The sequence below is a fragment of the Glutamicibacter sp. JL.03c genome, from assembly GCF_025854375.1.
In the GTDB taxonomy this organism is placed as follows: domain Bacteria; phylum Actinomycetota; class Actinomycetes; order Actinomycetales; family Micrococcaceae; genus Glutamicibacter.
In genome coordinates this window covers 3,286,232-3,309,466 of the sequence record NZ_CP107575.1, presented here as the reverse complement: position 1 = coordinate 3,309,466, position 23,235 = coordinate 3,286,232, and the positions used below count along the sequence as shown (strand labels likewise).

Here is a 23,235-nt window from a genome sequence, read left to right as displayed (position 1 = left end):
GCTACTTCGCCTGATCGCTATTGATTGACCGTTGCCTGCGGTTTGCAATGGTACTGAGCACATAGGTCACGACCAAGCTGGCGGCGATGGCCAGGAGCCATCGAAGAAGCATCGGGATATCGGTCAGAATATCCAGCGCCACATTGGCGGCAAAGGCGACTATGACGCTGGGGATGACAATCATGTAGGTGGGCATGAAGTCGACTCTTCACGTGATCTGTAGAAAAATCAATGGACTGGCCATTATTTGCCCTGGTTAATATGAAATCACCTGCCTCGATCCCGCGATTACGTGGTGGCGGCATCGAAGGCCCCCGGGCGAAGAAGGCGTTGCCCAAGATGCCAATGGTGCCATGTCCCGTCCGGCGGGGTTCATGACCGGCGGCAGACTGGCCATGCGTGGTAACGCACTCAGTTCGGGATCCAAAGTTCGAGGAGATTGAGGGGGGAGGGATCGAATTACCCCAAAGCAGCCTTCACGAAGCTGCTGCATGCCTGCAGTGCAACGAGCTCCTTATCCGTGGCGTTGTGCGGAGAGCGATTCGGAGGGTTTGCGGCCGATGTAAGAGCCATCGCGCAGTCCTCAGAGACGAAAAGGTCTTGGTTCCGGCGATCGGCTTCATGGGTTCTGATTGACATGCGACCAAAGCCGATTCTGGTGGCCTTCCGGTCGTCGAGAATGTCTCGCAGCTAGTGGCGCAGTTACGATTCCATGTCATCGGTTGCGACACATAGATGTAAGAATTTTTGCCCATTGAGTTTCCGCGGATTTTTCGTTGGGGGAGTGAATGTCGACGAGACGTCTTGCAACCTATGGGTTGCGAGACGATTTTCTGCCTGACGTTCGGGAGTGTGAGCGAAGTCCTTGTTATTGAGAGATGAGGCATTCGTGTGCCGTCCTTCCCTAATAGGCATTGCTTCGAAGAAACGTTATATAGGCGTGGGCGACGGAGAGGAAGAGGCTGGCGAGAACTAGGATTGCGTGTATGAGCGATGAATTACTTTCCGAAGCCACGATCACTTCGTGGACTATCCCTCGCGTTAACGGAGATCCTCTAAATTTCGACGCTGCCGTTGGTCAAGTCATCACCATCGTTGGGGCGAATGGGACAGGCAAGTCCGCTCTCGCTACGCATCTTGCAGCAACAGCCCCGCGAGACAAAATTCACCGTGTGCTCGCGCAGCGGAAGATTTGGTTTGCAAACTCAGGCCCAAACATTAGCGCCTCCCGTCGTGAACAACTAACGGGGACTATTGAGCACTGGAACATCTCAAGTGACTCACGTTTCATGGATCATGCCGACGCACAGCGAACTGATATTGCATTGTTCGATCTGCTCGGAAAAATCTCTGCAGAGGACCATCGCATCGCCGAGCTGTCTCAAACTGAGCGTCGTTCGCCGGAAGAAATCGATGAAATCATCGGTACCCGACTTTTCGACGTCCTAAACTCGGTGCTCGAAAAGGCTGGGCTTGTCATCCAAGTGAAAACTACCGACAGGCAGACGTTTAACGCTTTTCATCGGGAATTGGGCATTGAGTATCCGATCGCACAGATGTCAGATGGAGAGAGGAGCGCGTTGCTTCTGGCCGCAGAGATCTTGGTAGCACCTGACAACTGCATCATTTTGCTGGACGAACCAGAGCGTCACCTGCACCGTTCCATATCTGCAGGATTGGTTGAGGCATTGGTTGACGCGCGAGCAGACTGCTCGTTTGTTGTCTTGACTCATGACCTCGATCTCGCGCTCGGCCTGAGCACTCGTCCCGGAATGGTGCTTGCTGCTTTAGGTGTTGAGTGGTCTGAGAATGTGCCAGTCCGTTGGGATGTTAAAGAGCTCACTACAGAAGCTAACCTGACAGAGGCCGCCCGCCGAGCCATACTGGGTGGGCGCAGACGCATTTTATTCATTGAAGGAACAGCCAGTAGCCTCGATTATGCCCTCTACAGTCTCCTTTTTCCTGAGTGGACGCTCTCTGCTAGCGGTAACTGCGAATGGGTTATCCGCAGTGTTGAAGGAATCCGAAACACAAAAAATCACCATTGGGTTTATGCTGCAGGGATAGTGGATGGTGACGGACGTTCAGAACAAGAACGCGAGGCGCTGAAATCCAAGGGCGTTCACCCCATCAAAGTGAGCGAAGTCGAGAGCCTTTACTACATGCCGGCTGTTCTCGAGGCTGTGGCCACCAAGCTCGCCGAGTTAGATGGCGGAAATGTGGAAAATCGTGTGAGCGCAGCCAAGGCGGCCGGCGTCACTGCACTCGCTGCGAATCAGGGATTGCACCGTATAGCCAAGAAGCTGGCCACAGATGAGGTTTGGCGAAATCTTGTCACTACTGTTCCGTCTGAGATTACGGATCCTGTGATTACTTTCAGTCTCCCATCTACATATACGGAAATCAAAGCAAAGTTGGAGAAATTTTGTACAAACAACAATTATGAGGAACTTGTCCGGCTCGCTTCAATTCGCGATTCCGCATTCCGTGACAAAGTGACTACCGCTTTGGGCGCGAGTTCTAAAGAACAGTACCAAAATGTTGCGCGGCGCGTGATTGCGCAGACCCCCAAATTAATTGCTGACCTGCGACACGAAGTCGCGGACCTGATCATTGATGACATAGACCATTGAGCGTTCTAACCTCCTAACCCAGATATATCATCGTTTGATTAATGACCGCTGAGTCTCCGATCATTCCGGGGCGCAGCGGTACTTCTGCACTTCGGGTTTGCTAAAGTCGGGTAAAGAGCGTCAGCATTCGGACGTCGAAGTCCATCTCCTCGAAATGGCATTCGCAGTGATCAGTTTGAAAAGCGCTGTTTTTGTGGCGTACTTTGCAATGATCAATCGTATTTTCTGGTTTCGAGGGTCACATCGTGTTGAAGGTGTATGCCTAGGCCGCCAGGGGAGATGCGAGGTTGACGAAGCCCAGGACAAGATTCTGCGGGAGAACAAGTCGATCACGAAGGACACGTAAGCAAACCCGCCCCGAATCGGAACATAGGTAAAATCGGTGACCCAAGCCTTGTTAGGGGCATCAGTAGAGAAGTTCCGATTCAACAGGTCCTTCGCCCTGATCTTATCCTTTGAACGGATCGTCGTCGTCGTTCTCCGGCCCCGCACCAGACCCTTCATCCCAGCGACGCGCATCAGCCGGTCCACGGCGTGCTTCGAAACATCAGGGAACCCGTTGCGCTGCAACCAGGCCCGCATTTTCCGTCGACCATACAGCACCTCAGGCTTCGGCCTGCCGGTCTTCTCATCAGGCTGTTGCAGATCATGCAGGGCATTCAAAACAATTGCGTCCGTGACGACTGGTGGTGCCGGCTCCTTCCTCTTCCAGCTGCGATACGTGCGCGCAGAAACCTTCAAACCCTGAGTATTCAGGGCCTGACAGATCTGCTGGACTGCGTGGCCGTGCTCGCGTTGCTGGTCAATGAACTCGGTGATTAGTGTCGGCGAGGGGCCAGCTCCCTCGCGAAGAAAATTGCTGACGCTTTCAAAATGTCATTGGCTTCTTCAAGGTCCCGGACCTTAGCTTTGAGTGCTTTGATTTCAGCGAGTTCCTCGCTAGTCGGCCCAGAACGTTCACCCGCATCAACTTGCGTTTGGAGGACCCAGCGGCGCAGGGTCTCTTTACCGACATTCAGCTTCGGTGCCATGTCAGCGCACGCGGCATAGACCGACTTGTATCGGTCAAGGCGTTCCAGGGCGTAGGCCACTGCGCGGGCTTTGACTTCTGGGGTGTACTGCTTGGGCATGCTTTCCATTCTCTCTCATAAGAAAACGGCATAAAACCCGGGACGATTCACAACGAAGAATCACGGTGGTGGGTGTGTTCGTGTCGTAGTGCGTTGTGTGGTGTCGTTGGTTCATGGGGTTGGAGAAATAGAAAGTTCGTTCACTTCGCAATTTGTGTGATGTGAACGAGCTTTCTTTATTTAGTTGTGTGTATGCCTATGAGTTATTTCGGTATAAATTTCTGCAAGGTTAGCGGTACCGGGCACTGTGGGAGAACCCGTTATCTGTTGAAGTATGGTTCGGCTTTGTTTGGGGAGATTTTATTCTTCTGAGTATTCCGAGTGCGCCTATGGAGAGTAGTCCTGCGAGAGGTCCATGTAGGGTTGCGAGATCGGACATTGCAAAGACTATAATCCAATTCAATACTTCGTTAAGCGGATATCCAGTCCAGTTGCCTGCTGAGATTAGGATGGGTGTCGAGTAGGCAACCATGGCAACGCAGAAGAAGATTGCCCATTTGATGGGTGACATGGTCCGTATGCGTGTGCCCCCTAGGACGAGAGCTAATACCAGGAGTGAACCAACCCAGCGCCAGGGATCGAGAAGCGTTTGATCGACAAAGGTGAGTTTGTTGTGAATCGCTTCGTTCACGAGTCCAGTTGATGCGATGTAAGAAGGAAGGATTGGAACAATTAGGAGAAGGCCTAGTAGTGCTGCGTAAATCGGTACCTTCAGTATCGATTGGGATGTTTTCATCGTAACCTAGTACCCTCCACGGTATCCTGCAAGCTTGACCACTGGGCAGACAAATCGCACCAGGCAGGTGGCATCTTTATATGCACGAGTGTAGACGTTCCGGAACGCTCCGTTGCCTCCGTGAATGGCAATTTCATGGTTTGGCATCTGTCGGTGTTCGCCGGAGATGATGGACCAGCTGCCTGCTCGTGTCACGGTCATGGTGAATGCGGCTTCAATTGCATTGGGCACACCAGTGCAGAAGGGATTTCCTGCATGTACCTTGAATCGAAGATCGACTTCTTTGCTGTTGCTCAGTGAAAGGCGAGAGACGGAGATGTTTGCTGAGCTTGCTGTTTTGGTTGCCAGTAGCTTCTTCGTCGATTTGTTGTAAACCTTGGTCGAAGAAACACCCTTTGTGGCTGATGTCAGTTTTCCATTTTGTGTCCAGTCGATCCCGGCTGTTACGCGGGTTTTATAGCTTCCTGTGGGATTCCATGAGCGATTATTTCCATCGAATTCGAACTTTGAGCCACTGTACTGTCCGCAGCCTGCTGGTGGTGCATTAACCTTTGCCATAGGGATAAATGTTTGATGTCTTACTGCAGACGTAGTACGAGCGGCAGCAGCAACCGAAATGTCAGAAGCAGCGGAAGAGATGCTGGATTGGCTCCCGCTTCCTTCCGGTACTGTGACTTCCAATCCCCACGTAGCGGTCTCCGCAGAATCGTTACCGACAGTTTCGACACGGTAGGAAGCGAGTTCGCCAGGCACGACGTCTGTATCGCGGAAGTTATCCGAATCGACAGATGCAATCTCTAAGTTGTTCTTGAAGATTACTGCTCCAGTAGCTCCCCGCGGAAGTTGCCATGACAGATCCACGAAGTCTGGCGCGGCTGCCCACATCGCGCGCCCTTTTTCTCTATCGGCATTTGCCATCGTGAGGTCGGCGACGGCGTAGCTGTCTGAAGATCTGAGAATTTGTATATCCGCGGCTTCGCTGGCAATGTTTTGCGCGGCTTTCAAGGATTGGTATGAGGCTGTTGGTGCTTTGATTTTTTGTGTCGCTATATTTTGAATCGTGAAGCTTGCTTTCTCTGCCACGTGGGAGTTCGTAGGGGGTTGGGGCACAGTGGATGCTACTGCCGTACTTGCGCAGAGGCTCAAAGTGGCAACCGATGCGAGAACGATTGATCCAGTCTTTGAAAGAAGGGGCATGTGAATCTCCTTAAGCGTGTGTGGGGTCGCTTGCTTCATTGCAGCGATCAGAAGTCCTGCTGGCTTAGAAAAGTGAATGGCTTAGCACGAATCTATCTATCGACAATTTAAGAAATTACTCTAGTCGTATGATTGAGAATAAAAATAGAAATCATTGAATTCGTTACCGGAACGTTAGAAATTGACCTTTGACACGTTATTAATTTGATTTTTAGCGGTCTTGCGATGGAAAAGATTTGCTATCTTTAGCTATTTGATGTAGCAGGAGTTTGATCTTATGCCTGGAGCCCGTTCGCGGATCTGAGAATTGCTTCGACTCGTGATCAGTGGTCAATCAGTATTTCTCCGGTTTCGTTTCAGGCTTTTGAATCGGGAAATCTGAAGCGCGCCATGTCCCTCAGGAAAGGTGTTCCCTGTCCGTTCAGAGAATTCAATTTGATGATTGTTGTAATGCCTGCAATTGATCGGTCTAAACGCAGTGGCTTTGATCGACTGTCAGCACTCGGGCTCTTATTGCGTGGTGTCTAGTTTCTGCCAGGTCAGTCGATCCTTGGGGCAGGTGGGGTGCTTCTTCCTCAGATGGCGGCAGTGCGAGATGTTTTTGTCGTGCAGTGGGTGCAGGACTGAGATGTGGCTTGGCAACGGATGAGCCTGGCAAGGTGTGGTTGTGTTGGTCCGGCCTGCTGTGGTTGTGCAGGAAGCGGGCGTCCGCTGGCGCGGCCGGCTGTGGACCGGTCTGGCGACTGCTCTTTTCCTGTTTTTGCTGCTGTCCTTCGGAGTGTACGGGCCACCTCCAAACCCCCAAGCCACTCGCTGCGCTTCGGGCGTGCTTCACCAGAAATTCTTGGACCGCGCTCCAAATGAGCTGTCATGACCCTTCTATGACTACTGTCAAGCCATAAGAACCTCCAACTTCCGATAGATGCTGCGGGCGATATAGCGCTTGAGGATCCGTTTGATTTCTTTCGGACTCAAGCCTTCAGCCGTACGTTTCTCAACATAGCGTTTCGTCGCGGCGTCATGCCCCATCCGCGTCCGCGCGACCACGTCCAACGCCTGGTTCAATTGCGATCTCCATGACGGTTCAGGCGATGGCGTTCATGGTTTCCCGACGAAGCCTGCAACGGAGCAACACCAGCCAGAGCGGCAAACGCGGCTTCAGAATGAACACGCCCACGGTGAGAATAAGCCATGAGAATCCATGCTGTAGTCATAGGTCCTAAGCCGAAGTCCTGCTGCAGTGCCGGCGCGAGTTGCTCATCGAGCTCAGACATAGCTCGGCTGTTCTCCTTCAGCATCTGGTCAGCGGTCATGACGCTTGCCGCCAGGAATTTCGCTTCGTCCCGGGCGAACTTTTGCTCTATCGTGTCAGCCTCATGCTCTCTCCAACTGCTGATCTGCTTGATCTGGGCTGCGCTCAATGGCTTTCGCGCATCAATTCCCAAGTCGTAGGTACGCATGAGCGCTGAGAGCGAGTTGCGGTTCACGGTTCGTTGGGCATCGATCCGTGCGCGGCTAGCCGAGAGGATGCTCAGGGCCGCTCTGGCACCTTCATCACGTGGTTGCAGCAGCTTGGTGATGTCTTTCGGTAGCAAACTCAGGGCTGCGGCGGTCGCGTCGATTTGGTCTGATTTTCCTCGGCCGGCTTGGTCTTTTCTCCGTGGCGGTTTCGCCTCGACGACTGCTACCTTGTGCTCGGTCAGGGCGTGGGTGATCGTCGCCCCGTGGGATCGGGTTCCTTCGACTGCGGCGATACACCGACCTTCCGTATTGCGCTGGATCCAGGCGACGGCTCCGTTCATCCCCGGGGCACTGACGGGGAAGGTCTGGCAAGCTTCCCTGCTGCCGGTGCGGGTATTGATAATGGCGTAGGTGTGGGTTCGTGCGTGAGTATCGATTCCGATGACGTAATCGTATTTTTCTACAACGATGGTCATGACGGTTTCGCCTCCTTCTGCGGTGTGTGGCCGTTACGGTTGGCACCGGTCCGGGAGAAGTACTTGACAGGCGGATCTCTAATGAGTCACACGCCCAGTCAGGGAGTGGACAACCTTCTATGAAGCCATATCAAGTGGCCGGATTGGTGCCCCCACCCTGACGGACAGGTCATGTCCAAGTCATCCACTCACTTGTGAAGACAATGTTGTGATGAGTCACATCGTGGTGGGTGGCATCTATCTTGCCAGCGGGTCCCAGACCTGCCAAGAACCATTAGAGATGTTGTGAGACACGCGTTCGTAGGAGAATGAGTGCATGTCCAAACGTCAGAAATTCACCCCGGAATTCCGCGCCGAAGCAGTTGAACTGGTGATCTCATCCCAGAAAAGCCTGATCGAAGTCGCAGCATCCCTGGGCATCAACGAACGGACCTTGGGCAACTGGGTCCGTTCCTACCGCGCCGAGCATCCTGAAGCTGAAACAGAGGAACGCGGACCAGTGGAATGGGCCCAATACGAGAAGCTGAGAAAAGAACTGCTGGAGGTGAAACGGGAGAACGACTTTTTAAAAGATGTCAGCGCCTATTTCGCCTCGAACAGCAAGAAATAAGCGCAGTCTTCACCTTCATCAAAGAACACAGAAACCAGTACCCGGTGAACTGGATGTGCCAGAAACTCAGCGTTTCCCGCGCCTCGTACTACCGATGGGTGAACCCGCCAAAGGACCTTAGCGAAGCCAAAGCTCTGAGGATCCGCCGTACCGAACTGGTCCAAACCGAGTTCGCCGCATCCAACCAGGTCGCTGGCGCCGGCCAATTGGTGGATCTGCTGCTTAACAACCACAACATTCGGATACCGAAATCCACAGTTCTCTCGGTCATGAAAGAACTAGGAATCCAGGCCAAACGAATGAGCGCCTTCAAAACCACGACGGTGCGTGACCACCAAGCGCGAACAGCGCATATCAAGAACCACATGGTCGACAAGCTCGGCCGGCGCGACTTCCGTTCGTCCCGGCCCGGAACGAAACTGGTCGGTGACATCACCTATCTGCGCACCGGTGAGGGATGGCTGTACTTGGCCACGGTGATCGACTTGTATTCACGTCAGATCGTGGGCTGGTCTATGGCTGAGCATATGCAGACGCAGCTGGTCATTGATGCGATGGAGCTTGCCGCGTCGCGAGGCTTCATCCAGCCTGGCAGCGTGTTCCATAACGACCGGGGCACGCAATACACCTCCGACGCGTTCCAGAGGTGGTGCGCTGCGCATGGCGTGCGCCAGTCCATGGGCCGCACGGGGGTGTGCTGGGACAATTCTGTCGCAGAGTCAAGTCAGCCTTCTCGACGATCAAGAACGAAATGTATCACCACCGGGCTTTCACTAGCAGGGTGGCAGCGCGTACCGCGGTGATGGAGTTCATCGAGGTTTGGTACAACCGGAAGCGCCCGCATACCGCTAATGGCGGGGTCAGTCCCCAGGCGATTCTGGACTCGTACCAGGAGAGAATTTCTTTAGCCTTGGCGGCTTGAGAATATTTAGAAAAGATCAAAGATCGTGTCCTAGAAACTTGACCAACTCAGAAGTTCACAAATTGGTACTCGGATAGTGTGCTTCGGGCACGCATGAAAATGCTCCCCGAAAGTTGTTGACTTTTACAGCCCAACTTTCAGGGAGCAATTGACTGCACGGACCTCAATCGGTAGATACGTCGACGCGGAGAGTTGCCTCCCGGCTACTGAAGTTACTAGACAAGGTCCATGGCGTACTCGGGATTGAATCGATTTACGACGGGTAAATCAAAGAAGCGAGCAAAGCACTCTTAGTATGGCCAGAGCCCACCTGCTGGATTTGTAACGGAGGCTTTATAAGGCCACAATCCACCGGCATCAGTATCACCTTGTGTTGGAGCATTGACGGTTACACCAACCAGCAACGCCACGACTGCTGCCGCCAAAACTAGTAACTTCTTGAACTTCTTCATCATGGGTGTGCGTCCTTCAATTGTAAAAAGCTGCTATGCGACACGACGCACTGAGAACATAGTGAGCGTCGTGCCTAATTTTAGTGAATGCCCAGACTCCCGACAACTGCTTGGGTCGACAATGAAATACTACATACATGAACCCAACACTCCCTTCAGCCTCTTTCCAGTTGCTGGTCTCTAAGCTGCTGAGTAACGTGCGACTTAAAGACCACGATGCGGTGATTATTCTGGGCAAAAGTATGCTTAGTCAGATGTCGCCAAACACGGATCCTTCAACAGTATGGCTTGTACAGGAAGCTATCTGTACTGCCGCGCACGAGACAGACAACTACGAACTGATGAATACCCTCGCTGAAGAGTTGCTGCATACCGCACATCTCATGGACCGTCCTGACCTGCATATCATGGCTTTGTGTAAATCTTCGACGGCCAAAAGATGCTTAGGTGATGGAGGCGCAGCGCTGGACCTAGCTGAAGACGCGCGTGTACAGGCTGCTAATTTTCCCGATAGTTCCCCATTGCGCGTTCAAGTTCTCCAAGTCCTTCTGGCCGCCCTAGTAGAAACTGGCCAGCTACATGAGGCATGGAAACTGCACAATTTGCTAGATAGCTCGCTTCACCTGATCGCTGATCTACATGAACAGGGTAAGGCCTACTGGACGTTGGGAAATCTGGCGTTCTTGGTTTCAGAGTCCATTCTGGGCATGCGTTATCATGACAGGGCGGCGACACTGCTTAGCCCGACGAAAGACATGCTGCTTTGGGCACGTTTCAATAGAGCTTCAGCAGAGCTCAGATTGCAAGCGGGCCTGCTCGAACCCGCCACCAGCGATTGCCTTAGTAGAGCCGAGATCGCTTTCGGGCTGGTCCAGCCCGGAGAATTAGACCGGGTGGGATTGTGCATGACTAAGTCCCGGTTCGTAGCCTTAGGCGGAGACCCTATTCTAGGACTGAAGATGCTCGAGGAATTTAGTGCTGACTATTCGGGTTCTTCTGAACACCTCATCCCGTTGTACCGGTGCCGGTCAGAATTGCTGGCCCTCACGGATCAACCCGAGCTTGCGGACGAAAAACAGAAGTACATCACACAAATTGTCCACGAGAAGAATGATGAATCGAGAGAGAATGTCACTGGCGGATTCTGATCCACGCATCCAAGAGATCGTTGAATCAATAGTCAAGATCTCCGCTGGCGACTTTTCAGTCTCACTATCTCCAAGTCCACTACGTGACGAGGTGGATGCAATCATCGTCGGCATTAAGGCTATGTCGGTAAGGCTGGAAGCAACCTACGATGCTTTAGAACAGCGAGTCCGGCAACGAACTGAATTATTGGAAGTGGCCCGACGCGACCTTGAGGTTCTCGCATTTACCGATGCATTGACCGGACTGGATAATCGCGCTGCAATTCTGCGTAAACTTGATGCCCACTTAGCTGCTCTGGGTCGAGGTGAGCCTTCAGCGGTCCTCTTTCTTTTGGATCTCGATTCCTTTAAGCACATCAATGACACCCAGGGCCATAATGCCGGCGACTTAGTTCTCAAGGAAGTCGCGAAGCGCTTGAAGAAGAATATTCGCCCAGGAGATGTTGCGGCCCGTTTAGGTGGCGACGAATTTGCTATCCTGGCACACACTGATGTCGCTGCAGCGGAAACAATGGGGCATCGGATCCTCAACGCGCTGCATGAGCCAATGAACATCGGTTCATCGGTCATTACACCTGGTGGAAGTATCGGTTTCAGTGCATGTGCACCGTCCCAGCACTTCGAACAATGGATAGAACAAGCCGATACAGCGATGTATGTCGCCAAACGCAGAAATATCAGTAAAGTTCAACAGTTCGAAGAGTACATGCTCCATGAACGACAATATAAAGCTACGCTCAGTTCCGAATTGCGCACAGCTCTAGAACGTAAAGAGATCTATCCGATCTACCAACCGATCGTTAGCTCGGCTACCGATAAGCATGTAGGTGTAGAAGCATTGGCTCGATGGTCTCATCCGAGTTTAGGAATTCTGCCACCAAGTGATTTTCTGCCATTGGCAACCAGTGCGGGGTTGGACCATAGATTGACTGAGCGGATCCTTTCTGGAGCTCTTGCCGATCTGGCTAAGTGGCGAGCCAATGGAAGTGTCACTGAAGAATTTCGCATGCATATAAACGTCACGCCTTCAGAACTGAATAATCTGGCATTTCCTGACATCGTGAAAAGTCAGTTGCGGGAGTATCAGATACCCGCCTCTTCTCTAGCCATTGAGCTCACTGAGAACGAATACATTTCAGGTGGAAGCCTTGAACTATATTCACTCAGAGGGCTCCAGAGCATGGGCGTTAAGGTCTACATTGACGATTTCGGGGCCGGGTACTCCGCTTTTGGTTATCTTGACAAGCTTCCGATCGCCGGAGTGAAGATTGACCGTTCACTGATAACCGAAATAGATACCAGTGCAATGCAACGGTCTATATTGCGTTCTGTGCTGGATTTAGGACGAGCATGCGAACTAGATTGCATTGTGGAAGGCGTGGAAACCCAGGGGCAGGAAGCTGCACTGCATGATATTGGAGCCACTTATTTCCAAGGCTACCTCTACGGAAAACCTGGCTTTTATATACCTCCCTTGGAACGGTCCTGATAAGTTCACTAACCGTAGGGTAGGCTGTTTCCATAAAATATAAAGTGACATTCGCCTCAGCTTCCAAAACAAGCTACTTCGGTGATTTCAGCGATCAGGATATGGGGAACAATGATCATCCAGCCGCTAGATTCACCGTCAACACCGATCGTAGAACCTCAATGGACAATGAATCGCGGTGATTCAGAATTTTATGAAATTAATTTCACCCAAGGCACTACGCTCGATTGCTTCATGCTCGACGAAATCGATAGCCAATATCGTAGGCAACATCAAGATGACCGCATCCGTGTAATCGTGCATTTAGGTGGACTAGTAGACGTGTGTCCTGATGTGGCTGCGCGCCTGAGCGCGGCACCAGAATCGACTCGTTTGGCGCTCTTTGGGAGCAGCCATGTCGATCAGGTGCTTTCTGGTTTTCTGATGGCTGACCTCTCTAACGCTAAGATCACAAAATACGTCACTAAATTTGATGATGCCATCGCATTCCTAAAAGAATGATCTGCTCTGATTCTCATCTGCGACCAAACCCGTCCTTATTTCCTGGCAGCCAATTTACTGCTGACTGAGCAAGCACGGAACTAGGTACAAAGTGAAACGAACGCCCTTGATAGTTTGTGCAATCCAACGCTTTCCCTGAAATACGGACTTTCGGCTGCCCAGAACACGGTCTTCACATGCTGAAGTGACTGAGTACATTTGAAAAATTGGCCGTGTCGTACGCCTCTTAATAACAGCGCGATCTCATATGTGCTCGCCTTACAAGAACAAGGCGTTCAAGGCCGTATCGATCATTGATATTTTCTCCCGGCAGATCGTGTTATACCGGGTGGAGGAGCGCGAAGCTGGCCATCCGGCCGCGCAGATGTTCGAGCAGGCGTTCAAGGATTTCGGTGCGCCCATCTTCGTGCACGCCGATCCGGGGGGCAGCAATGAAGTCCAACGCGGTGAAGAATGCGCTGGAAGCCCATGGCGTCCAGTTAGGCCATAACAGGCCCTATGTGTCCAACGGCAATTCCTTCAGCGAGTCCGGATTCCGCACCAGGAGGTATCGTCATGGGTACCCGAAAGTCTTCGCCATCTTCGAAGATGCCCCGCACCTATCTGGCGGAATATGTGCCGCGGTACAACCGGCAGCATAAGCGCTCGGGAATTGCCTTGTTCTCACCGGCACATTCCAAGACGACTCACTGTGTATCGCTCGCCGATCATGAAAATCGAGGGAACTCAGTTGTGGAGAATTCTCACGACTTCGCGTCAGAAGCGATGAAATGAAATCGTATCCATAGCAGCAGTTGCGAGACACGTTCTACGGCTCGGTGGCCTAACTGGTTGGCTGTGTCAGCCTATTCACCAAAGCCCAGGACGCTGGCCGGCGAACATGAGTCCTGCTCGCTGCCTTCGTACACTGCGATGACTTCATATCGGTCATTGCCAGTCCTAAACACGGACCGAAAGACCAGGACTGGCTAACGCTGCCGATGCGTGCGCCGGACGAAACCCTGGTGATCATCTGGACTGGTTCGGGTGCTCGGCCTGGACAATGCATGAACCTGCCAAAAGATTCGCACTATGGATAACGAGAAGCGCGTTTTGGTCTTCGGCGATGGAGGCTTTGGTGGTAGAAGCGCTACACGCGTCGACTTACCGACCCGCACCGTCGTGGATCTCTTTCATGACGGTTGATCTGCGAGCCATGTTCCTAAAGATATGCGAATTTCCAGGTTAGTTTCCTGACGCAGATTCGAAGGACAAATGACCTACGCGCCGAGCTCCCCTCAATCTGAGAGCTTTCCCTGGCCAATTGGCCTTGCTCTTTAGGAAAATGTACCGCTACAAGCGGCATTCAGGATGTAGCGATATCCATGGTTGGTTCTCAAGATGCCCGTTTCCAGCTAGGCAAGCGAGAGGAAGAGCTTTTCCATATCTGCGCGGTCGGCCGTGGGATCCTCGCTTTGCAGGCACTGTTCGAGGCCGGTGGAGATGATGGAGAACCCGGCGCGATCGATGGCTTTGGATGCAGCGGATAGCTGGGTGACGACCGCCCGGCAGTCACTGCCCTCCTCCAGCATGCGGATCACGGCGTTCAGCTGACCCTGGGCGCGCTTAAGCCTGTTAATGGCCGGCCTCATGGATTCCGCTTCAAGTTGCATTGTGGGTCCTTTCGAGGAGTTAGTCTCTTCGATTATATACCCCGAGGGGTTTCCATGGCAGTGCTGGCCAAGTGATTCTCGATACCCCTATGGGTATATGGCATACTCGAGTGCAGGGGGTGCTCAGCCCTCCGTTGATGCCTTAGATGCAAGGAGTTGCCGTATGTGCCGCACGACCAAATGCTGCAAGTGCCAGAAAATCACCTGGGCCGGGTGCGGCCAGCATGTCAAGCAAGTCATGGCCCATGTGCCGCGGAACGAGCGTTGCTCCTGTGGTCAGAATGCCCAGAAGGTGCCGGTCGGTAAAGGCGGCCTCTTGGCGCGTCTCCTGGGTCGTTAGGCTCGACCTCGCTTTCGCCCGCGGCGATCCGTACCACTTCCCGTGGTGCGGATCGCCGCTTTTTTACGCATTTCAGAATGGGTTGACACATACCCTCGGGGGTATTACTGTTGGTTGTGAAATAGATACCCCTGGGGGTATCGAAGGTAAATTAGCAAAGCACAAGGAGAATCAATGCTTCTCGAACGGATCTATGACGAGGACCTGGCGCAGGCCAGCTACTTCATCGGCTGTCAGGCAAAGGGCGAGGCGCTAGTGGTGGACGCCCGCCGCGACATCCAGGTCTATCAGGACCTTGCAGCGAAAAACGGCATGAACATTGTGGCTGTCACCGAGACCCACATCCACGCAGACTACCTCTCCGGAACCCGCGAGCTGGCTGCCGCCACAAACGCGGCGATTTACGTTTCGGGCGAGGGCGGGCCGGACTGGCAATACGAATTCGAGGCCGAACGCCTCCTTGACCAATCCAGCATCACCCTGGGAAACATCATCGTCACCGCTCTGCACACCCCCGGGCATACTCCCGAGCACCTCTCCTTCCTGGTGACCGACGGCGCCTTCAGCGACGAGCCGGGTTTCCTGCTCTCGGGTGATTTCGTCTTTTCCGGTGATCTAGGCCGACCTGACTTGCTTGACGAGGCTGCCGGCGGTATCGACACCCGTTTTGCCGGGGCCCACGACCTGTTCGTTTCGCTGCAAACCAAGTTCCTGACTCTGCCCGATTACGTGCAGGTCTATCCAGGGCACGGGGCTGGCAGTGCCTGTGGCAAGGCGCTGGGCGCGATCCCTTCTTCCACTGTCGGATACGAGCGCAACTTCGCCTGGTGGGGGCCCTACCTCAAGGCGAACGACGAAGAAGGATTCATCCAGGCATTGCTTGACGGGCAGCCGGACGCCCACGCCTACTTTGGACGAATGAAGCGCGAGAACCGTCAGGGTCCGGTGGTGCTGGGCGACCGCGCACCGCTGGTTCAACTGGACGCCGCGGATGTAGCCGCCAGCTTGGCCGCTGACGAAATCGGCGTGGTGGACACCCGCCACCACTGCGAGGTTCATCAGGGCACCGCCGCCGGAGCATTGAACATCCCGGCAGGTAACAAGGCCGCAAGCTTCGGCGCCTGGGCCGTTGACCCGGAAACAGACCAGCGCCCGCTGGTGCTCTTGGCTCCGGACAACGGAAGCGCCATGGAGATGTGGGACCATCTCATCCGCGTGGGCATCGACAAGGTCGCCGGATTCATCACGTCCCTGGACAACCTGCCGGTCTATGTTCCCCCGACGATCGCCCCCGCCGATCTGGCAGGCTTTGAGGCAGCCATGGTCTTGGACGTTCGCAACAAGACCGAGCACAGCTCCGGGCACGTGCCTGGCTCCGCCCAGCTCAATGCAGGACGGGTGCTTTGGCACACCGATCAGCTTCCGTCCGACGGAGTCATCGTTAGCTACTGCCAGTCCGGAGTCCGCAACTCAGTGGCCGCCGCCGCGCTGCGCCGTGCAGGGTTCGACGTGGTCGAACTCGAGGGCAGCTACGCGGGCTGGGCGGACTGGAAGCAAATGCAGAACGCGTAAGTTCTCCTGCGCGCAGCTCTCAATAAGAAAATTCCACGTATTCCCCGGTCCCTCATCGCTTTTCCCGATGCGGGACCGGCCGGGCGATACGCCTGGCAGAAAGGCCCACACCCCTATGAACACCATCCCCCAGACCACCAGCCCCGAAGAACTCAAGGATTGGATCAATGCCGGCACCGACGTCGTGGTGCTGGATGTGCGATCCGCCGCCGAATTCGAATCCCTGCATATCAAGGGCTCCTACAACGTTCCCCTCCCGTTGCTGGCCGAGCACACCGAAGAACTCGCATCGAAGCTCGACACCAAAGTGGTGCTGGTCTGCCAATCCGGCGTGCGCGCCACCGAAGCCAAGACCAACCTCGCGTCAGCCGGATTCAGCAACGCCCACGTCCTAGCCGGCGGCGTCCCGGCCTACAAGCAAGCCGGCGGCCGGATCGTTGAAGGCTCCAAGCGCTGGGATCTGGAACGCCAGGTGCGCATGGCCGCCGGTTCCCTGGTAATCGCCGGACTGGCCGGGGGCAGGTTCCTTTCCCCGCAGATCCGGACCGTTGCAGGGGTCATCGGGGCCGGGTTGACCTTCTCAGCGGCCACCAACACCTGCGCCATGGGCAAAGCCCTGTCCAAGATGCCGTGGAACAGGACCGCCAACGAACCGACCCGCGCGTCGGTCTTCGCCCAGCTTCCCTCCAAGAAGCCCTAGAACACACCCTGCTGGGCTGCCGCCCACCGGATTTCTCCCGGTTTCCAGGCCCGGATCGTATTGCTTCGGGCCCGGAAAGCACCCACATGCCGCTTGAACTCACCCAAAGGAGCACACCATGCCCGAAATCACCATCACCGACACCAACCGCCGACCTGCCACGGACCAAATCCTTGACGTCCGCGAAGACTTCGAAATCACCGAGGGCATGATCCCCGGAGCCATCCATATTCCCATGGGAGAGCTCAACACCCGCCTGGACGAAATCGACATAAACCGCCCCATCGTCGTCGTCTGCCGCAGCGGCAACCGCAGCGCCCGCGTCGCCGAAGCACTCACCGGCGCTGGCTTCACCGCCGACACCATGGCTGGCGGCATGACCGCCTGGCAACGTGCCGGCCTGCCCGTCGACTAAAGCCACGCACCAATGCCACCCCGCCCGCGAACTTCTTCCCCAGACAAGGCCCCCTTCCATGACATTTACCCTCGTGCTGACCCTCTTGCTTTCGGTGCTGATCGGGATCTCCCTCGGATTGCTCGGTGGGGGCGGGTCCATCCTCACCGTCCCAATACTCACCTACGTCGCGGGCATGAACCCCAAAGAAGCCATTGCTGCCTCGCTGTTCGTGGTGGGAGCGACCTCCGTCGTCAGTGCCGTGACCCATGCCCGCAATAGGCATGTGCAGTGGCGCACCGGACTCGTCTTCGGCGCAGCCGGCATGGCCGGGGCCTTCGGTGGCGGCCTGCTCGGTGGATTCATCCCCGGATTCATCCTCATGATCGCCTTCGCCCTCATGATGGTTGCCACCTCCCTAGCCATGATCCGCGGCCGCAAGAACCATGCCGGCACCCACCGCGAAAACGAACTGCCGGTATTCAAGGTCATTGCCGAGGGACTGGTCGTGGGCCTGGTCACCGGATTGGTTGGTGCCGGCGGTGGCTTCCTCGTCGTCCCGGCACTCGCCCTGCTCGGCGGCCTGTCGATGCCCGTCGCCGTCGGAACGTCGCTGGTCGTCATCGCCATGAAGTCCTTCGCCGGACTTGGCGGCTACCTTACTACTGTCACTCTTGACTGGACACTTGTCGGTGCAGTCACAGCCACCGCGATCCTCGGCTCCTTCCTGGGCGCCAGGTTGGCCGGCCGCATTCCAGAAGCCGCCCTGCGCAAGGGGTTCGGCTTCTTCGTCCTGGCCATGGGAATCTTCGTGCTTGTCCAGGAACTACCCTCCCCAGCCAATATCGTCATGGGCCTCGCGGCCACCGCAATCGCCGCAGCCGCGACTCTGTGCTGGTTTGCGATTCCCGCATGTCCACTGCGACGTAAATCGCTAACACCTCCTGTTGCCGCTTCGACGACCGAGTCACACTAGCCGCGGGTCTCTTACGAGCCAGTTTTCCCATCCCGTGTTGCGAGGAGCCCGCATATGAAACAATCCGCCCCCGGCCCGCTCTTGGGGCTGCGCGCCAATGCAGCGCAGTTCATCTTGCTCGTCGCGATCAACGCGCTGGTCGGGGGAATGGTCGGGCAGCAGCAAGCCGTCCTGCCACTGCTCGCCCATACCTCATCGGTGTGAGTGGGTACACGTTCTTGTTTGCCTACGTGGCGGCTTTCGGGATCGCTAAAGCGACCTCCAACTGGATTGCCGGAACCTTCTCCGAGCATTACGGACGAAAGCCCGTGCTGCTGGCCGGCTGGCTCTTCGCCATCCCCGTGCCGCTCATGCTCATTTTTGCCGAAGACTGGAGCCGGATCGTTGCCGCGAACGTTCTGCTGGGCATCAACCAGGGCCTGACCTGGTCGACCACAGTCATCATGAAGATCGATCTGGTGGGCCCGGCACAGCGCGGCCTGGCCATGGGCCTGAACGAGGCAGCGGGCTACGGTGCCGTGGCCGTCACGTCCCTGCTGGCCGGATACCTTGCCGAACAGTACGGACTGCGTCCGGCTCCCTTCCTCTTGGGCCTCGCCTACACCTCCTTGGCACTTCTGCTGTCGAGTCTTTTCATTCGCGAGACCCGCCCTCACGCCCTCCTGGATGCCGGAAACATGAAGAGCCAGGGCGCCTCCGCTGGACATGGCCTGGATGCCAAGCTCACCAACAAGCAGATCTTTTCCCTGACCAGCTTCCGGGAACCTGCCTTGTCCTCAGCGAGCTTGGCCGGTCTGGTGAACAACCTGAACTTTGGGCTCTCCTGGGTCTTGTTTCCCCTGCTATTCGCCACCGCGGATCTCGACTTGGGCCAGACCAGCCTAATTTTCGCCCTCTATCCAGGAGTCTGGGGAATAGGCCAAATCGCGACCGGTGCCCTTTCTGACCGGATAGGACGCAAACACCTGATTAGCACCGGCATGCTGGTCCAGGCCGCCGGCCTGTCGATCATCGCGATCGGGGGCGGCTTTGGCGCCTGGGCCTCGGGAAGCGTATTGCTCGGCGCGGGAACCGCCATGGTCTACCCCACAATGCTGGCGGCGGTGGGTGACGTCGCCCATCCCGCATGGAGAGCACGCGCCGTGGGAATCTTCCGCGTCTGGCGTGACCTCGATATGCCGCCGGTGCGATCCTGGGAGGGATCGTCGCCGATCTCTTCGGGCTCAACGCCAGCATCTTGATGGCAGCCGCACTCAGCATGGCCGCAGGGCTGATCGTCGCTACCCGCAAGTATGAAACACACCCGCCGCGCCCCCGGCCGATCTCGGCGGATCAAGCCCCGCCAGCACTACCGCGCGAGCACACCAGCCAGTAGCATGGTCTCGACACCGAGGCCCCGTGCAGCGGCGTAGCTGCTATCTGCACTCGGCATGCCTCCACACCACAACCCGAGGTGAACCACCATGGCCTACACCCACACCATCACCATCCCATCGTCCTGGGAAGAGAGCGTCAAACTGACACGTAGTGCCCTGGCAAAACATGGATTCGGCGTTCTGACAGAAATCGATGTCAGGGCGACCTTCACCCAAAAGCTGGGACAGGAGTCCGGGGACTACGTGGGGGACTACCTGATTCTCGGGGCATGCAACCCCCAACTGGCCCAACGAGGCATTGCTGCGGAGCCACAGCTGGGAGCGCTACTCCCGTGCAACGTCGTCATACGTCGCGCTCCCACCGCTGCAGAAACCACCGTTGAGGCCATCGACCCGCAGACCATGGTCAAGCTCAGCCAAAGCGATGCGACACGCGAAGTCGCCAACGAAGCCGACGCCAGGCTTCAAGCAGCGTTGACGGAAATCTCAGCAACAGTAGATAACTGAATTCTCACCCCATTAGCTGTGTTCCTTGCGAGGTTGTGAACACGAACGGACGGGACAAGGCCACCGATCCCGGTGTGGGGTCGACGGCGATGAGAGTGGGGAAGCCAGGCGCTGCAGGCTGCGGCCCAGGCTTCCCCGCTGCCGCATGGAAACCTCGGGCTCGTTCCCCAAAGCGTGCCCCGGTTTCCTTCTTCTTGTTATGGGAATCTCGCAATAGTCCAACCTCGAATAGACATCGACCGCGTGATGCGGGAACAGGTCGCCCCGTGAATTCGAGGCGCCCAGGCCTGCCACGCGGTTCGGTCCGTTGCTGGCCGGGCGGTCTTGTACTAACTTCTCGTCCGTGGACGCGATACCCTCCGCCCTCCGGGATGTCCACAGGAACCAGCGCGCCAGGTCCCTGCCTCTCGTAGTGCACATTGATCGGCGTGCGCACCGGCAGCCAGCTGGCCCGGTCCAGATGGGCCAGCTTCGGCATCCGGTAGCCGTCCGGGATGCGATCGACGGTGCTGCGGGGAACGCCATGGCGGTAGCTGGTTCGGTGCCGGTCCCCATTGGCGGTTGCATCGCAAGGAAATGATGCGGTGTCCGCAGCCGCGGCGTAGCAGTGCCGGACTGTACTGGGGCGCGAAGAGCGGCCGTCGAGGGTCTCGTCGGAGAGGTATCGGCCCACCCATTTCGAGGACGTGGCCGGTGAAACCTGAACTTTTCGGCGGCGCGGCGGATGGGCCAGTGGCTATCGATGATCCAAGAAGCCGAAAATGGTCTTCCTTGAAGCATGTCTTCCTTGTGGCGCGGAGGTGCGTTAGCGCGGGACGTGAAGGACCCCGCGCGGAATGGTGAATGCGGCACCTCGCATCCTGCCGGAGGTCTACTTCAAGTTCCAGTGTTCACAACGTCCCGGGACGACATCTAGCTCGCGTGCAATAGCCGAGGAAAAACAAGATACCGAGCCTCTGCAAACCGGGGCTTGACGCAGGTCTGGGTGGTTACTTGACGACTGTATCCCGCGACTGAGTGGCGGCTATCTGCGCCGCTTTGGCTGACCTTCCCGGTTCGCTTGCTGGCGCTCGACTTGCGCGCCCTATTCCGGAACGAGCATTCCGACAGGGCTCAAGGCTCTTCGCGCTGATCATGGGTGACTTCGTTCTCATCCAGGATTGCCAGCACAGGCAAACCCGGTAGCCGGCAACATGGCACTTGGCTTAACGGTAGCTGCTAGTGCGTGCTGGTTCTTGTTGCCGTTCTGCTCGCTACAGCAATTTGGCCTCCAGCCCCGCACTGCGCTTTGAGCGTCGAACGCCATCTGGCACCTGTGATCAGGAGCGTTCCTTAGGGTGAGCCTTGTGCCCAGTTTGCGCTCTGGAGATGAGTCGTGGGCGCATTGAGGACGGGTTGGCCAGAGGTGGCCGTGCGCAAGTTTGCAGAGCGTTTCTGGTGCTCCAAGGAAATGTCTGCAAGCTGAAACAAGTGCAGCCGCTACTCCTTGCGCTGGATTCGCTCATCGCCTTCCGGGGCGCAGATATGCCCGGGCTCTTCCGCATCCACTGAGGAGCACGGACGCCCTATGGGCACGAATGGCCAGACGCCCGCTGCGGCACCCGGCCATTCGCTAGGGGTTCCCGCGTGGATGAGTGAGGTGAAACGCTCGATCCACACAGAGCGAGGTGCAGGTCGAAGCCCTGACCGCGCTCGAATCTAGGGTAGCGCACCTGCCGCGCATCTGATGTCCACCACGCAAATTTGACCCAAGCTTCTTGGCATTACTCCCTTGGGCTGTGATCCAGCAGCGCGGTATGCACGGTGCGGCGTCCCGGGCCTTCTGGCTAGGGAGATTGGGTCCGCTTGGTTCATTGTTTCCCGAGTAACCTGTGGGTGCCTGCAATCCTGAAGCAACGGGCTTTTGATCGAATGTGAAACTGCGCTCACGGAACCTGCGGGCAACAATATAAAACGCATTTTTTCGACTCAACGCGCATTAGTTGTACTGCCTGTGTTCCTTGGGGTGTTCTATATTTACTACAAAGGAGAAGTCAATTTACTAAAACCAATGCGAAAGGCGCCACGGAATGTCTAGCGATGATTCCCGAAACTCGTGTCACCTCAGAGCTCGAATTCACCTCGTGGATTCCGATGAGTTTTCGAGAACTGCGATCTTAAGCCAGCTCAATGCGGCGAGTGATTTGAAGGTCGAGGCTTCTTTCGTAAATATTGACACTGCGCTTTCGCAAAAGGATTTTCCGGCACCAGATATGGTGCTGATCAATACAGCGGATGCTGAGCTGCTGGAAAACCAGTCAATAGGTCAAGCCATAAATCATCTGCCACAGAGCAAGATCGCACTGCTGGCGGCAAACCCGTCGATGCAGTCATTGGATGATGCCTATGAAATGGGAATAGCTGGTGTGATTTCTAAGAGAGTTGGGACGGCACAGCTGGCTCATTATGTGAGAGCGATGATCCAAGGCTATTGGGTTTTCATCCGCCCCGAATCCGGCGCTCCAAAGGGTCGTTGCTCCGGCCTTGAATCACGATACAAGAAGTACATTCGAGCTTTGGACCCGCTGAAACAGCAGCTCCTGCGGTGTGTGGCTTTGGGAATGACAAATTCACAAATCGCTGAAAAAGTATTTATCAGCGAGGGAGCTGTGAAACGGTACTTGACGGATATGTGCCTCGATTTGGGTATTTCGAAAAGGGTGCAGTTGACTCTTATTGCCAGCGATGCTGGTCTCGTGACCGCTGCAGATTTGATTGCCGACTCATCGGCGAATCGCGATGGTGTTGGATAGCCTGAGCCACGCTCGCTGGACTTCAAGCTGCCAGAACCCGCTGGCCTCTTGGCGCTGGCACCGTGAGCCATTCGACGAGCCGCAATCTGCAAATGCGCACAGCCGCCATCGTAGCGTTTGATGCCGAGCAGGATTTGGGTCGTGGACTTGGCATCACGAGATCCGGGGAAC

Annotated in this window: 17 protein-coding genes and 4 pseudogenes; 13 read left to right on the top strand and 8 right to left on the bottom strand. The window is 55.7% G+C overall.

The genetic code is table 11. The annotated features are described in order from the left end of the window. Position 1: 1 nt before the first annotated feature. Complete coding sequence (locus tag OF385_RS15305; protein WP_264276159.1) at positions 2-196, bottom strand: hypothetical protein; 195 nt, start codon at positions 194-196, stop codon at positions 2-4. A gap of 790 nt (positions 197-986) precedes the next feature. Between OF385_RS15305 and OF385_RS15300 the strand changes: the two genes are divergently transcribed. After that, a complete protein-coding gene (locus OF385_RS15300; RefSeq protein ID WP_264276158.1) occupies positions 987-2,633 on the top strand; it encodes an ATP-binding protein in 1,647 nt (548 codons plus the stop codon). 120 nt (positions 2,634-2,753) lie between these two features. On the opposite strand, the gene OF385_RS16765 is transcribed toward OF385_RS15300, so the two are convergent. The 4 genes and pseudogenes from OF385_RS16765 to OF385_RS15285 form a co-directional block, all read right to left on the bottom strand. Next, entirely contained in the window at positions 2,754-3,215 is a 462-nt protein-coding gene (locus OF385_RS16765) for a DDE-type integrase/transposase/recombinase (RefSeq protein WP_413468166.1), read from the bottom strand. 236 nt (positions 3,216-3,451) lie between these two features. After that, positions 3,452-3,763, bottom strand: a complete 312-nt coding sequence (locus OF385_RS15295) for a transposase (RefSeq protein WP_264276157.1) — start codon at positions 3,761-3,763, stop codon at positions 3,452-3,454. Positions 3,764-4,505: 742 nt separating this feature from the next. Continuing rightward, positions 4,506-5,582 carry a DUF3238 domain-containing protein gene (locus OF385_RS15290; protein ID WP_264276156.1) on the bottom strand — a complete coding sequence of 359 codons (1,077 nt, stop codon included), beginning with the start codon at positions 5,580-5,582 and terminating at the stop codon, positions 4,506-4,508. 1,005 nt (positions 5,583-6,587) lie between these two features. Continuing rightward, positions 6,588-7,633, bottom strand: a pseudogene (locus OF385_RS15285) (IS110 family transposase). A gap of 316 nt (positions 7,634-7,949) precedes the next feature. Here OF385_RS15285 and OF385_RS15280 point away from each other — a divergent pair. After that, positions 7,950-9,165 (top strand): annotated as a pseudogene (locus OF385_RS15280) (IS3 family transposase). A 290-nt stretch (positions 9,166-9,455) separates the two neighbouring features. Here the strand turns inward: OF385_RS15280 and OF385_RS15275 are convergent. Further along, positions 9,456-9,620, bottom strand: coding sequence for a hypothetical protein (locus OF385_RS15275; protein WP_264276155.1), 165 nt, complete (start codon positions 9,618-9,620; stop codon positions 9,456-9,458). A gap of 134 nt (positions 9,621-9,754) precedes the next feature. Between OF385_RS15275 and OF385_RS15270 the strand changes: the two genes are divergently transcribed. The 4 genes from OF385_RS15270 to OF385_RS15255 all read left to right on the top strand — a co-directional run bounded on the left by OF385_RS15270 (position 9,755) and on the right by OF385_RS15255 (position 13,245). Next, positions 9,755-10,765 carry a hypothetical protein gene (locus OF385_RS15270; protein ID WP_264276154.1) on the top strand — a complete coding sequence of 337 codons (1,011 nt, stop codon included), beginning with the start codon at positions 9,755-9,757 and terminating at the stop codon, positions 10,763-10,765. Next, positions 10,746-12,254: an EAL domain-containing protein gene (locus tag OF385_RS15265; protein ID WP_264276153.1), complete on the top strand. Its 1,509-nt coding sequence runs from the start codon at positions 10,746-10,748 to the stop codon at positions 12,252-12,254. The genes OF385_RS15270 and OF385_RS15265 overlap by 20 nt, the downstream gene beginning before the upstream one ends. A gap of 81 nt (positions 12,255-12,335) precedes the next feature. After that, positions 12,336-12,755: a hypothetical protein gene (locus OF385_RS15260; protein WP_264276152.1), complete on the top strand. Its 420-nt coding sequence runs from the start codon at positions 12,336-12,338 to the stop codon at positions 12,753-12,755. 247 nt (positions 12,756-13,002) lie between these two features. Next, a complete protein-coding gene (locus OF385_RS15255) occupies positions 13,003-13,245 on the top strand; it encodes a hypothetical protein (RefSeq protein WP_264276151.1) in 243 nt (80 codons plus the stop codon). Positions 13,246-14,149: 904 nt separating this feature from the next. On the opposite strand, the gene OF385_RS15250 is transcribed toward OF385_RS15255, so the two are convergent. Next, a complete protein-coding gene (locus OF385_RS15250) occupies positions 14,150-14,407 on the bottom strand; it encodes a metal-sensitive transcriptional regulator (protein WP_264276150.1) in 258 nt (85 codons plus the stop codon). 514 nt (positions 14,408-14,921) lie between these two features. Between OF385_RS15250 and OF385_RS15245 the strand changes: the two genes are divergently transcribed. The 6 genes and pseudogenes from OF385_RS15245 (at position 14,922) to OF385_RS15220 (ending at position 20,272) form a co-directional block, all read left to right on the top strand. Continuing rightward, positions 14,922-16,319: an MBL fold metallo-hydrolase gene (locus OF385_RS15245; protein WP_264276149.1), complete on the top strand. Its 1,398-nt coding sequence runs from the start codon at positions 14,922-14,924 to the stop codon at positions 16,317-16,319. Between the two features lie 115 nt (positions 16,320-16,434). Then, positions 16,435-17,019 carry a rhodanese-like domain-containing protein gene (locus tag OF385_RS15240; protein ID WP_264276148.1) on the top strand — a complete coding sequence of 195 codons (585 nt, stop codon included), beginning with the start codon at positions 16,435-16,437 and terminating at the stop codon, positions 17,017-17,019. Positions 17,020-17,137: 118 nt separating this feature from the next. After that, complete coding sequence (locus OF385_RS15235) at positions 17,138-17,434, top strand: rhodanese-like domain-containing protein (protein ID WP_264276147.1); 297 nt, start codon at positions 17,138-17,140, stop codon at positions 17,432-17,434. 58 nt (positions 17,435-17,492) lie between these two features. Then, entirely contained in the window at positions 17,493-18,389 is an 897-nt protein-coding gene (locus tag OF385_RS15230) for a sulfite exporter TauE/SafE family protein (RefSeq protein ID WP_264276146.1), read from the top strand. A gap of 54 nt (positions 18,390-18,443) precedes the next feature. Continuing rightward, positions 18,444-19,764: pseudogene (locus OF385_RS15225) on the top strand (MFS transporter). Positions 19,765-19,852: 88 nt separating this feature from the next. Beyond that, a complete protein-coding gene (locus OF385_RS15220; protein ID WP_264276145.1) occupies positions 19,853-20,272 on the top strand; it encodes a DUF302 domain-containing protein in 420 nt (139 codons plus the stop codon). Positions 20,273-20,301: 29 nt separating this feature from the next. Here OF385_RS15220 and OF385_RS15215 read toward each other — a convergent pair. After that, positions 20,302-21,052, bottom strand: a pseudogene (locus OF385_RS15215) (hypothetical protein); the annotation flags it as partial. A gap of 1,343 nt (positions 21,053-22,395) precedes the next feature. Between OF385_RS15215 and OF385_RS15210 the strand changes: the two are divergent. Then, positions 22,396-23,064 (top strand): response regulator transcription factor, encoded by a 669-nt coding sequence (locus OF385_RS15210; RefSeq protein WP_264276144.1) that lies wholly within the window; start codon positions 22,396-22,398, stop codon positions 23,062-23,064. Positions 23,065-23,235: the final 171 nt, after the last annotated feature.